The 12481-nt window shown below is 66.0% G+C and carries 8 protein-coding genes; all 8 read right to left on the bottom strand.

Features of this window, described 5'->3' with window-relative positions; all coding sequences use genetic code 11:
- Positions 1-2932 (bottom strand): UvrD-helicase domain-containing protein (locus G4O04_06760; protein HEY58221.1); only part of this gene is annotated, 2932 nt, incomplete at its 3' end.
- Between the two features lie 71 nt (positions 2933-3003).
- The gene (locus G4O04_06755; GenBank protein ID HEY58220.1) at positions 3004-5832 is read right to left on the bottom strand and encodes a molybdopterin-dependent oxidoreductase; all 2829 of its coding nucleotides are present in this window, start codon (positions 5830-5832) and stop codon (positions 3004-3006) included.
- 39 nt (positions 5833-5871) lie between these two features.
- Positions 5872-6741 carry a xanthine dehydrogenase family protein subunit M gene (locus G4O04_06750; GenBank protein HEY58219.1) on the bottom strand — a complete coding sequence of 290 codons (870 nt, stop codon included), beginning with the start codon at positions 6739-6741 and terminating at the stop codon, positions 5872-5874.
- Positions 6742-6782: 41 nt separating this feature from the next.
- The gene (locus tag G4O04_06745) at positions 6783-8336 is read right to left on the bottom strand and encodes an ABC transporter ATP-binding protein (GenBank protein ID HEY58218.1); all 1554 of its coding nucleotides are present in this window, start codon (positions 8334-8336) and stop codon (positions 6783-6785) included.
- A gap of 63 nt (positions 8337-8399) precedes the next feature.
- On the bottom strand, positions 8400-9425 hold the full coding sequence (locus tag G4O04_06740) for a BMP family ABC transporter substrate-binding protein (protein HEY58217.1): 1026 nt from the start codon (positions 9423-9425) through the stop codon (positions 8400-8402).
- A 99-nt stretch (positions 9426-9524) separates the two neighbouring features.
- Positions 9525-10454: an ABC transporter permease gene (locus G4O04_06735; protein HEY58216.1), complete on the bottom strand. Its 930-nt coding sequence runs from the start codon at positions 10452-10454 to the stop codon at positions 9525-9527.
- Positions 10454-11539 (bottom strand): ABC transporter permease, encoded by a 1086-nt coding sequence (locus tag G4O04_06730; protein HEY58215.1) that lies wholly within the window; start codon positions 11537-11539, stop codon positions 10454-10456. Before G4O04_06730 ends, G4O04_06735 begins: the two co-directional genes overlap by 1 nt.
- A gap of 74 nt (positions 11540-11613) precedes the next feature.
- Positions 11614-12342 (bottom strand): GntR family transcriptional regulator, encoded by a 729-nt coding sequence (locus G4O04_06725; protein HEY58214.1) that lies wholly within the window; start codon positions 12340-12342, stop codon positions 11614-11616.
- Positions 12343-12481 lie beyond the last annotated feature (139 nt).

The raw sequence follows: 12481 nt of genomic DNA, 5'->3' as shown, positions 1-12481 counted from the left end.
CGCGCAAGGCGGCCTGGGCGACGGCGCGGGTCAGGAGGGCGGCGGGCGAGGCGCCCTCACCCCCAGCCCATCTCCCAGAAGGGGAGGGGTGCAGCAACGCCCCCCGTAGGCGCTCCAGGCGGAAGTGGTGGAGCACCGTGTCCCAATGTAGTCCGGCGTGGGGGTTGAGCACCAGCCAAGCCAGACCCAGGGCGACGCGGACGCCAGGGTGCTGGGTGAGCGCGTCGCCCTGGGTCTGGTAGGGGATGCCCGCGCGGTCCAGGGCCTCGCGCAATGCGGGCAGTTGGGCGCGCGTCCGGTAGAGCACAGCGATGTCACCGAAAGCAAAGCGGGCCTCGTCGCTGCCCTCCACGCGGCCTGTGTCCACAGAAAAGTAACTCGTGCCGCCCACCAGGCGCTCGATTTGGTGCACCACGAACTCCGCCTCCGCGCCATCGCTGGCAGCAGTGTACACCTCCACCTGCACCTCATCAGCGAAGGTGGCCAGCAAATCTTGAGCGGCGACCGAAGTCTGGTCGCGCAGCAGGTCCTGGGCCGCCCGGAGAATAGCGGTCGCCGAGCGGTAGTTGCGCCGCAAACGCACCACCTGCGCGGGCTGGAGATCCTGGGGGAAAGCGTGGAAGTAGCGGCTGTCGGCACCGCGGAAACCGTAGATGGCCTGGTCGGGGTCGCCGATGGCGCACACATTGGCCCCACCCGCGACCAGCAGGCGCAGCAGGCGGTATTGCACCGCGTTAATGTCCTGGTACTCGTCCACGGCCAGCCAGCGGTAGCGGGCGTGGAGAGCGGCCCGCACTTCGGCGTCTTGCTCCAACAGGCGCACGGCCAGGGCCAGCAGGTCGCCGTAATCCACCGCACCGGCGGCGCGGAGCGCGGCGTGGTAGGCCTCCCACAAGGCAGAGGGGATTTCGTCAGGCGCCCTCACCTCTCCCTCCTGGCCGCCGCCTCGCTCACGCTGGGCGCGGCCTTCCCCCCTCTCCTCTCCCAGTGGGAGAGGGGAGGGATGACCGAGGAGGGTAGGGTGAGGGCCACGCTTGGCGGCCTGGATACGCTCGTACAGGTCCTGCCGCTGGCGGGCAGTGAGGTCGGGGGCCACCCGGCGCAGCACCTCCAGGGCGTCGGCTTCAGTGGCGATGACAAAGTCAGGGCTTAGGCCCAGGCGCTCCGCGTCAGTGCGCAGCAAGCCGGCGGCGAAGGCGTGGAAAGTGGCCACCGTGATCCGGCTGGCTGACTCCGCTCCCAGCCAGCCGGTCAGGCGCTCGCGCATCTCCTCAGCCGCGCGGTTGGTGAAGGTGATGGCCAGCAACTGCTCGGGCGTTGCCCGCCCCGTGCGCACCAGATAAGCCAGTCGGGCGGTCAGGGTGCGGGTCTTGCCCGTGCCCGGCCCGGCCACGATGAGCAGATGGCGGTCGAGGGTGCGCACCGCCGCGCGCTGCTCTGGGTTGAGGGCGGCCAGGATGTCGGCGCCAAGGCCCCGGGCGGGGTAGGCCGCTTCGGCCTCACCAAGGCCGGCCGCAAGGGACGAGTCGGAAAGGGCCGTCTTCTCAGGAACGGTCACCGCCTCCGATCGCGGCACAGCCCCCTCGGGGTCCGGCCCAGGGAGGCCCTGGGGGGCAGATAAACCCTCAGGCTCGGGCACATCAAACAGCGGCAGGGGGTTCTTCCCGCGGGGCGGTGTCCGTTCCACAAAGACACGGATGACCCCAAATTCGCCATCGTAGCCCGGCTCCACCAGCACCTCACCCCGTCGCATCCGGCCGATGCCCTCGGCCAAGCGGGGGCCGCCCACACGGGCGATGTCCTCCAGGGGCAAATCCAGCAGGATCTCGAACTCAGGTCCCAACGCAGCCAGCAGGCGCTCGTACTCCCGCTCGACCCGCTTGCTGGTAGCGCTGCGCACACCCAGAAACTCGGCCAGTACTTCGGGCAAAGGGATCAGGCTGTGGTAGGGCAGGGCGTTGGGTTTGACCGCGCCTTCGGGGCGGTCGGCCAGTTCTTCAACGCGGTGAAGCACGCCCACGGTGACCATCTTGCCGCACACCGGACAGCGGCCGCCGTGGGCCAGGGTTTCGCCAGGCTTCCAGCGCACGCTGCACTTGCGGTGGCCGTCGTAGTGGTATTTGCCTTCCTCAGGGAAGAACTCCACCGTGCCGAGGAAGCGGTTCGGGTCCCCGCTGCGGATGGCATCGAACAGCGCGTCGTAGGTCAGGTCGGTGTGCAAACGGTCGGCCTCGCGGCCCAGTTTGCGGGGGGAGTGGGCGTCGGAGTGGGAGACCAGGGTGTAACGATCCAAGGCCGAAACGCGCCAGTTCATGGGTGGGTCGGAGGAAAGGCCGGTCTCCAGGGCAAAGATGTGCTCGCTCAGGTCGTCAAAGCACTCCTCAACCGAGTCAAAGCCCGATTTGGAACCCAGCAGGGCGAACCAGGGCGTCCAGATGTGGGCGGGGATGAGCACGCCGCGCGGGTCGGTTTCGAGGAGGATTTCCAGCAGGTCGCGGGAATCCAGGCCGAGGATGGGACGGCCATCGGAACGGATGTTGCCGATGCGCTCCAGACGGGCCTGAAAGCGCCGCACCGCGTCGAGGGTGGGCAGGAAGACCACATGGTGGATCTTGCGGGTGCGGTCGCCCTTTTTGTAGATGGTGCTGATCTCGCCACCGAGCACGAAACGCAGGGTGCGACGCAGGGCCGGCGCCAGTTGGGCGTGCACCGCCTGCTCCACCTCGGGCTTGAGGCGCAGCAGGTCGCCCTCGGTCGGCTCCAGGTGCTGCTCCAGTTCGGCCAGCCAGCCGGGATGGGCGATGTCCCCCGTGGCCACCAGGGTGGTGCCCTTCTTCAAGGCCCACAGGGCGATGTGGGGGATGTCCAGGTCGCGGCTGGTGGCGCGGGAGTAATGGGAGTGGATGTGCAGGTCAGCGTAATAGGGAGGCATGGGGAGAGGATACCAACAAGCGGCGTGGGCGTCAATGGAAAGAAAGGGCCCACGGACGCTCAAAGGGCGGGTCATCCGTGGGCGCTTTGCCGCACCAGGGCTTCCTGGTCCACCGGCAAGCGGTCCACCCGCACGCCCACGGCATGGTAGATGGCATTGGTGATGGCCGGGGCCGTGGGCACGCTCACAATCTCCCCCACCCCCTTGGCGCCGAAGGGGCCGGTGGCGACCGGCTGTTCCACGATGATGGGCACAATTTCCGGCGTGTGGCCGATGGCCGGGATGCGGTATCGGGCCAGCCGATCGGTGACCACCCGCCCTTCTTCGAGGATGAAACGCTCGGTGAGCGCCGTGCCGACGCCCATGACCACCCCACCCTCGATCTGGCCTTTGAGGGTCAGGGGGTTGAGGGCCACACCCACATCGTTGGCCGAGATCACCCGCAACACGCGCACCTCGCCGGTAAGGGTATCCACCTCCACCTCGGCGGCCTGGGCCGCGAAGGCGTAGGCGAAGTGCATGTCGCCGCCCTCCCCCAGGGGACGGGTTTCGGGGGCGCGGTAAGTGTAGCGCACGCGGGGCGGACGGCCCAGAGCGTCCATCTCCGCCGCCACCTGGGGCCAGGTGAGGGTGCGGCCACAGAGTTCCACCCCGGCCTCGGTGAAGCGAAGACGCTCCGGCGGGCAATCGTAGCGCTCGGCCAGGGCGGAGCGTAAGGCGTCGGCCAGCACCTGGGCGGCCAGGCGCGCGGCGTTGCCGGTGACAAAGGTCTGCCGCGAGGCCGTGGTGGGCCCGCCGTCGGGGGTACGGTCAGTGTCCATCACCAACACCCGCACCCGCTCCGGGGAGAGGCCCAAGGTTTCGGCGACCACGAGTTGCAACACCGAGACTAACCCCTGGCCCAGTTCGGCGGCCGAGGTGCGCACCTCAAAGCGCCCCTCGGGCAACAGTTCGACCTCGGTGGTGGATTCATCGGGCGCGCCGCCGCCCAGGCCGGTGTTTTTGAAGGCCACGGCGAATCCCCAGGCCCGCACCTTGTGAGGCGCCCCCGGCACAGGACGCGGTCGGAAGGGGGCTTCGCCGTCGGTCAGGCGGCGCATCTCGGCCTCCGCGCGCTCGATGCACGCCAGCAGCCCCACGCTCTCCCGCAACACCTGCCCCGTGCTGGTCACCGAGCCGACCCGCAGAGCGTTCTTGCGGCGCAGGGCCACCGGATCCATGCCCAGGCGCTCGGCCAGCATGTCCATTATGCTCTCGATGGCGAAGGTCGACTGGGTGACGCCAAAGCCCCGAAAGGCGCCAGCCGGCGGGTTGTTGGTGTACACCGCGTAGCAATCCGAGCGCACATGGGGCACCTCGTACGGCCCGGCGGAATGAGTGGTGGCGCGGGTCATCACCTTCTCACCCAGGGAAGCGTAAGCGCCGGTGTCGCCGTACAGTTCGGTCTGGATGGCGGTCAGGCGGCCGTCGCGTTTGGCACCGATGCGCACCCGGATGCGGGTGGCGTGGCGCTTGGGGTGGGCGATGAGGCTCTCCCGCCGATCGTAGGTCAGTTTCACCGGCCGGCCCGTGGCCTGGGCCAGCAGGGCGGCGTGAATCTGCCCGGCGATGTCCTCCTTGCCGCCGAAGCCGCCGCCCATGGTCTGCCCCACGATGTGCACCCGCTCCTCCGGCCAGCCCAAAGCCGCAGCCACCTGCCGCCGGTCCGCATAAGGGATTTGGGAGCCGACATAAACGGCCATCCTTCCATCGGAAAGGGGCACGGCCACGCTGGATTCAGGCTCCAAAAAGGCATGATCGTAGGGTGGGGTGAAGAAGGTGTGCTCCAGAATCACATCGGCCTCGGCAAACCCCTGTTCCACATCGCCTTTGCGGACTTTGATGTGTTTGAGCAGGTTACCGCCGGGATGCAGTTGGGGCGCATCGGGGCGCAGGGCTTCAAGGGGGTCGGTGAGGGGAGGCAGGGGTTCAATCCCCACCTCGATCCGGGCCACAGCCTGGGCGGCGGCCTCTGGGGTCTCGGCGGCCACAATCGCCAGGGCGTCACCCACATAACGGATGCGCTCCCCCACCCCGACCAGGATGGGCCAATCGTCCACGAACAGGCCGTGGCGCTTAGCGGCCGGCAAATCGGCGGCGGTAAGCACCGCCTGGACGCCCGGCACGGCGCGGGCCTGGATGACATCGATCCGCCGCAAGATGCCGTGGGGCACCTCGGCCCGGCGCACACGGGCGTAGAGCATTCCCTCAAAGTGCAGGTCGTCGGTGTAGATGGCGCGCCCGGTGACCTTGTCGATGGCGTCGGGGCGGATGTGCGGGCGGCCCACCACGCGGCCCGCATGGGTGGAAGCGGGCAGTTGCGGCGGCGGGGGCGGCTCGCCAGTGCGCAGGGCCTGAGCCGCCGCCTGCACCGCCTCTTCGATGGCCCGATACGCCCCACAACGGCACAGGGTGTCCTTCAGGGCTTCCCGGATGTCCTCGCGGGTGGGGTTGGGGTTGTGCTCCAGCAGGGCGTGGGCGGCCATCAGTTGGCCGGGGGTGCAAAAACCGCACTGCACCGCGCCATGCTGCACAAAGGCCTCCTGCAAGGGATGCAGGACAAATTCCGTCTCTTCCTGGCGGGCCAGGCCCTCCACGGTGAGCACGCGCCTGCCGTCGACCCGCACGGCCGGGTAGATGCAGGAGAGCACGGCCTCGCCATCCACCTCTACGGTGCACGCGCCGCACTCGGCCTCCTGGCAGCCGATCTTCACGCCGGTCAGGTGCAGGCGCTGGCGGAGCACGGTCGCCAGGGTCTCATCCGGCGCCACCTCCAGGCGGTAGGTGCGCCCGTTCACGGTCAGGGTGATGGGGATGCGTTCGGGTGAGATCGTGGAAGCGTGCGACGTGCGATGTTCCATGTGCGGTGTCCTAACTCGCAATTTCTTATTTGCCATTCGTTACGCCCCTCCCGCCCTCTCCCACGCTAAGCGCAGGGCGTCGCGGAGCAGAATCCCGGCCAGGTGGCGGCGGTAGGCCTGGGTGGCGCGGTACAGGCTGGTGCGAAAGCGGGCCTCGCGCAGAAGGGCATCCACCGCCTGGGCGACGGTCTCGGCGGTCAAGGGATGGCCACACAAAGCGCTCTCGGCCGCCACGGCCCGCCGGGGAACCGGGCCAAAGGGGCCAACGGCGATGCGCACCTGGACGATGCGCTCCCCTTCGCGGTGCAGCCAGACGGCACAGTTGAGGATGGGCAGGGCGACCCCCTGAGGCCGCATCACCCGGCGGAAGGCCGAAGCCCGCCCCGGCCCACCCAGGGGCAGGGTAAACCCCACCAGCAACTCGGTGGGCGCCAGGGCAGATCGTCCAGGGCCGCGATAGAGAGCAGGCAGTGCCACCTGCTGCCGCCCTTGGGGGCCGGCCACTTCGGCCTGAGCGTCCAGCGCCAGCAGCGCCATGGCGCCGTCGGCCGCGGGCAAGGCATGGGCCACATTGCCGCCCAGGGTCGCCACCCGCCGCACCTGGGGCCCGGCCATTTGTCCGGCGGCCTCGGCCAGCGCCCGGGCATGCTCATGCACCAGGGGCGAGGCCGCGATGCGGCTCAGGGGCACGGCAGCCCCGATGAACAACCGTCCCCTCCGCACTTCCAGGGCCTGCAAGTCGGGGATCGCCGTCACATCCACCGCAGCCGCCAACGGGTCCCGACGCCCCTGTTGCACATCCAGAATCAGGTCCGTGCCCCCGGCCAAAATCGCGGCCCCCGGGATCGCCGCCAGTAGGTGCAGCGCCTCTTCGATGATTTTGGGTCGGTAATAGCGTTGCCAAAGCATGTTCGTCACTTCGTTGCGTCGTTACTTCGTCAATTCGTGGCTCAGGCCGAAGCAGCGGGGGCCACGCCGGCCATGAGCAAACCCAGGCGCTCCGGGCTGACGTTCTCGTTGGGCAAGACATCCATGACGCGGCCTTCGTACATCACCGCGATCCGGTCCGAGAGGGCCAAAATTTCGTCCAAATCCTCCGAAATGAGCAAGACCGCTACCCCTTGCCGCCGCTGTTCCAGCAACTGCTCGCGCACATACTCGGTGGCGCCGATATCCAGACCCCGCGTGGGCTGCGCAGCCACAATCACCCGCGGCTGACGGGCCAGTTCGCGCGCCAACACGATTTTCTGGATGTTGCCGCCCGAAAGGCTCTTCACCAACGTGCGCAACGAAGGGGTCTTGATGCGAAAGTCGTGGATGAGGCGTTCCCCGTGCTGGGCAATGGCCCGCAAATCGAGGAACCCCCGCCGGGCAAAGGGGGGCCTGGCGTGGTCGCGCAGGATGAGGTTTTCGGCTACCGTGAAATCCTGGATGACCCCATCGCGCATCCGTTCCTCAGGGATATAGGACAACCCCCGCTCGGTGCGCGCCCCAGGATCCCAAGGGGTCACGTCCGTGTCCTCCAAAAGCACCTGGCCCGAAGTGACCTCCCGTAACCCGGTGATGACCTCGGCCAACTCGCGCTGCCCGTTGCCGGAAACGCCAGCGATGCCCAAAATCTCGCCCGCCCGCACGGTGAGGCTCACGCCCTGCAGGCCCGGCGTGCCCCGGTCGCTCTCGCAGTGAACATCGCGCAGTTCCAGCCGCACCTCGCCGACCTGCGCAGGCCCCCGCTCGAGGGTGAACGACACCTCCCGCCCGACCATCCAGTTGGCCAAAGCGGCCTTGGTGGTCTCGGCGGTAGGTCGGGTGCCGATCTTGCGCCCGTCGCGCAACACGGTCACCCGATCGCTGATTTCGATGACCTCATGCAGTTTGTGGGAGATGAAAATGAGGGCGTGCCCCTCTCGCACCATCTGGCGCATGATGGCGAAAAGTTCCTCGACCTCTTGGGGGGTCAATACGGCGGTCGGCTCGTCGAGGATGAGCAGCGAAGCACCTCGATAGAGGGCTTTGAGGATTTCCACGCGCTGCTGCTGCCCCACCGAGAGTTGCCAGATGTACGCCTGGGGGTCAATGTACAGCCCGTAGGTCTCGGCCAACTCCCGGATCCGGCGGGCCACCACCTCCAGGTCGGTGAGCAGCCCTCGGGATGAGGGCAGCCCCAGGGCCACGTTTTCGGCCACGGTCATGGTTTCCACCAACATAAAATGCTGGTGGACCATGCCGATGCCCAAACGGATGGCATCGCCGGGGGAATGGATGCTCACCCGCTGGCCGTTGAGGTAAATCTCGCCCTCGTCGGGCTGGTAAAGGCCATAGAGGATCTTCATCAAGGTGCTTTTGCCGGCACCATTTTCGCCCAGAAGGGCGTGCACCTCGCCGGCATGCACATCAAAATCCACGCGGTCATTCGCCAGCACGCCGGGGAAGCGCTTGGTGATGCCGCGCATCTCGACCGTCTGGATCCGGGGAGGTTGAGCCGCAGAATCGGGCATGGACATCCTCCGAACGGAGACCAAGGGCGCACCCATCCTTCTGGCGGATGGATGCGCCCCATCTCAGGGTTATTTCCCGGTCTCGATCTGGATACTGCCGTCCTTGATGCCCTGAATGGCTGCTTCGGCTGCGTCCTTGACCTCGACCGGCAGGTCGTAAGCAGGGTTGTACTGGATCACCTCGCCGCCGTTGGCCAGGTTGATGCTGAAGGGCCGGCCACCCAGGGTGCCCTGCTGAATCAGGTCAATCATCTGGGTCAGGACGACCTCCCAGTGATAGACCTGGTTGGCCACCACAATCTTGGGCGCCAGAGAACTCTGGTCGGCCTGGGTGCCGAACCAGAGCACGCCCTTCTCCTTGGCCACGCCGATGGCACCAACCACCATCTGGGCCGTGCCGGTGAGCACATCGGCCCCGGCCGCGATATGGGTGTTGGCCGCCTCAGCCGCCAGGGTGGTGTCGGAGAAGGAGCCGGTCCAGGTCACGCGCACGTCGATGTCGGGGTTGGTGGCCTTCGCCCCGGCGATGAAGCCCTGCACATAGCGTTGCGCATCGCCGGTCTCGATGGGGCCGATGACGCCCAAGACCCCGCTTTGCGAGAGTTTGGCCGCCATCACGCCGTTCACATACCCACCTTCTTCCGAGGCCGCCTCGTACGCGAACACATTGGGCAGGCCGAAAGTATCCACCGTGGTGCCCCAGGCGAAACTGGTGTTGGGGAAGTCCGGGGCGATCTCCTGGAGCGAGGAGCCGTACTGGGAGCCGTGGGCTATGATGAGGTCGTAACCCTGGGAGGCATAGTCGCGGATGGCCGCGGCCGCGTCATCCACCACATACATACCATCCGAGTACACGAACTCCATGGCCTCCTTGCCGCCCATGGCCTGTTGCACGGCGACCAGCGCATCGTACATGCTCTGACTAAAAGCCAGGTCGTTGATGGCGCTGGGCATGACCACCGCCACGCGGAAGGGCTTTTGCGGCGCTTCGGTGGCTGCCTGAGGGGCCGCCGTGGGGGTGGCTTTGGCACAGGCCCCCACGGCCAACGCCAAAACCAGGAACAACAACACCGTGACAAAGGTTCTCCTCCACATGACGCTTCCTCCGGGATGGATAAAGATGTAAAAAGGGAAGGGGTCAGGAACAGACAAAGGATCGGGCCGGTCTCACCTCCTTTCGGGAGAGGACTCCCCCTAAGATTCCCGCTCGAAGGGCTTCGCCAGGGCCGAGGGCGCCCGCACTTTGGATACGGTGGCGACCAGGACCAAAATGGTGAGCACATAGGGCATCATCACCGCCAGGTCCGAGGGGATGGGCACCCCCAGCACCTGGAGCCACAGTTGAAAGGCGTTGACCATGCTGAAGAGCAACGCGCCGCCCAACACCCCCAAAGGGCGCCAGGCGCCAAAGTACACCAAAGCCACGGCGATGAAGCCCAGACCGCTGGTCATGTTTTGTTGAAACACACTGAGCAAGCCAATGGACAACGAAGCCCCGGCAATCCCCGAAAGCACCCCGCCCTGGATCAAAGTGTAGTAGCGGATACGGGCCACGCTGATGCCCAGAGAGTCCGCGGCCTGAGGGTTCTCGCCAATGGCATGGATGTTCATCCCCAGGGTGGTTTTGTTCAGCATGAACCACGAGAGGGGCACCAGCAAGTAGGCCCCGTAAACCAGGATGTTGTGACTGAAAAAGACTTCCCCCACCACGGGCAGGTCACTGAGCACCGGCAGGTGCAAGGGAGCAAAACCCTGCACCGTTTTCACCGTGCCGATGAACTTCTGGAACAACAGGTCGCTCAACCCCAGGCCGAAAAGGTAGAAGCCGATCCCGCTGATGCCTTGCTCGGCTTGAAGGTTGACCGTGACGAAGGCCATAGCCAGGCCCATCAGGCCGCCCACGATGATGGCGGCCAACAAACCCAACCAGAGGTTGTCCGTGCGCCAGGTGAGGTAGAAGGCGGCAAAGGCCCCCAAAAGCATCTGCCCCTCCACCCCCAGGTTGAGCACCCCACTGCGCTGGCCAAAGGTCTCGCCAAGGGCAGCATAGAGGTAAGGGGTGGCCAGGCGAATGCCCGAAGTCAGGATGCCCATCAGGACCGCCGAGGTCAGCACATGTTCCATCATCCCACCTCCGGCGTGGAGGGTCGGGGGGCGACTTTGTCGGTGGAAAGGCTTTCCATCTCTTGAGCCAGGCGTCGCCGTTGGCGTCGGCGGCGCCAGATTTCGCTGCTCACCACGAAGACCACCACCAGACCGTTGAGGGCGATGATCAGCGCCGAGGGCACCTGGGCGGCTCGTTGCATTTTATTGGCCCCCACCAACAAAGCGCCGAAAAGCACCGAGGCCGGGATGGTGCCAAGGGGGTGCAGGTTGCCGAAGAGCGCGGCCACGATGCCGTTGAACCCCGCGCCACCCGTGAAGCCCGTAGCCGAGCCGTCGGTGATCATGCGGTAGTTCACGCCGTACACCTGAATCACCCCAGCCAGCCCGGCAAAGGCGCCGCTGAGCAACAAAGCCAACACCATGTAGCGCTTGACCTGGATACCGGCATAACGCGCCGCGTGCACGTTCTTCCCCACGGCGCGGATGCGGTATCCCCACACCGTGCGCCAGAGGAAGATGTACACGCCAAAGGCCAGCATCAGGGCGATCAGGGCGCCCAGATGCAACCGGGTGGGCACCAGACGGGGCAGGTGAAAGGCCTGCGCCAACCGGGCCGTCTGGGGGATTTTCGAGGCCATAGCCGCCTGAGCCGGATCAATCATCGGCCCCCGAAGCAGGTAGTTCATCAACTGGACCGCGATGGCGTTCATCATTACCGTACTGAGAATTTCGTTGACCCCAAAGTAGGCCTTCAAGGCTCCCGGAATGCCGCCCCAGATGGCCCCGCCCAGAAATCCGGCCAACATCGCCAGGAGGATCACCAACCATCCCGGCCAGTGGGTGAAGGTCAGGCCAACCAGGGTGCCCAAGATGGCCCCCACAATCATCTGGCCTTCGCCGCCGATGTTGATGACATTACCCTGGAAGGCGATGCAGATGCCCAGGCCCACCAGGAGCAGTGGCGTGGCCTTGACCAGGGTTTCCGCGATGGCGTTGGGGCTGCCTAAAGCGCCGACCAGCAAGGCACGATAAGCGACCAGAGGGTTGACCCCCAACAGCAGCAACATCCCGGCGCCGACCAGTAAAGCCAGGAGGGTCGCCATCACGGGCAAGGCGAAGTCAAAGAGGGCGTTTAGACGCGAGCGCACCGACGTTCCTCCTTGGTCGGGGGTGAGGCTCAACGCCAGGCCTGCACCAGGTTCAGGCGCAAGCGGGTGTCGTCGTAAAAACTGCGGCCAATGGAGAGCGGTTCGCTTTGTTGCCCATAAAAGGCAATATCCAGGGCCAGAATCGGCTCTCCGGCTCGACGCTCCAACGGTTCCGCAGCTTCATCAGGCAAGGGCACGGCATGAATCTCGGTGATGGCAAAAACGATCTCGCAGCCGCAAGCCTGGCGCAGCAAATCGCGGATGTGCAACGCACCGTCCAAAGAATCGGGCGACACACGAAACAGCCTCAAAGGAAAAAGGTTGTTCGCCAGAATGACCGGCGTTTGGGCGGCATAGAACATCCGATAAAGGGAAAGCAAGGCCTCCCCCAGGGGAATGGCCAGGGCATGGGCTTCCTCCTCGGTGGCGGCGCGGATCTCTCGGGCCATCAGCCGGATGGCAGGCTCATAGCCGTTACTCTGAATAAGGTGCACGAAATCCCAGGTATGCCCAAAGAAAGCATGGGCCCCCTGGGCGCGCGCGTTGACATAAGTCCCCTCACCGTGACGGCGCAGGATCAGCCCCTGGGCAGCCAGCCTGGCCAGCACGGTGCGCACCGTGGCCCGGCTGACGCCGAACTCCTCGGCCAACTCGCTCTCCGAGGGCAGCCGGCTGCCAGGAGCATAAGTCCCCGCCAGGATGTGTTCGCGCAAAATGGCTTCAAGGCGCTCGGCCAAGGAGCGCGCCTGCAAGGACATGGTGGCCCTCACACAAAAAGGTCAGACGTCTGACAATTGCTTCCACTTTAGCATAAACCGGGAAGAAGGGCAAGCCGCTCACACGTCCTGAACATGCAAAACGCAACACAAAGAGATAATTTCTGGTATACTTGAGTTG

Source organism: Anaerolineae bacterium (assembly GCA_011176535.1).
Classification (GTDB): Bacteria; Chloroflexota; Anaerolineae; order Anaerolineales; family DRMV01; genus DUEP01.
Note: the sequence above shows the minus strand (reverse complement) of the source record. Positions and strands in the feature narration are given on the sequence as shown.

Excerpts from the sequence above, each read along its gene's own strand:
- G4O04_06750 (HEY58219.1), bottom strand. The coding sequence starts at position 6,741 with ATGCTTTGGCAACGCTATTACCGACCCAAAATCATCGAAGAGGCGCTG.
- G4O04_06745 (HEY58218.1), bottom strand. The coding sequence starts at position 8,336 with ATGTCCATGCCCGATTCTGCGGCTCAACCTCCCCGGATCCAGACGGTC.
- G4O04_06740 (HEY58217.1), bottom strand. The coding sequence starts at position 9,425 with ATGTGGAGGAGAACCTTTGTCACGGTGTTGTTGTTCCTGGTTTTGGCG.
- G4O04_06735 (HEY58216.1), bottom strand. The coding sequence starts at position 10,454 with ATGGAACATGTGCTGACCTCGGCGGTCCTGATGGGCATCCTGACTTCG.
- G4O04_06755 (HEY58220.1), bottom strand. The coding sequence starts at position 5,832 with ATGGAACATCGCACGTCGCACGCTTCCACGATCTCACCCGAACGCATC.
- G4O04_06730 (HEY58215.1), bottom strand. The coding sequence starts at position 11,539 with ATGGCGACCCTCCTGGCTTTACTGGTCGGCGCCGGGATGTTGCTGCTG.
- G4O04_06725 (HEY58214.1), bottom strand. The coding sequence starts at position 12,342 with ATGTCCTTGCAGGCGCGCTCCTTGGCCGAGCGCCTTGAAGCCATTTTG.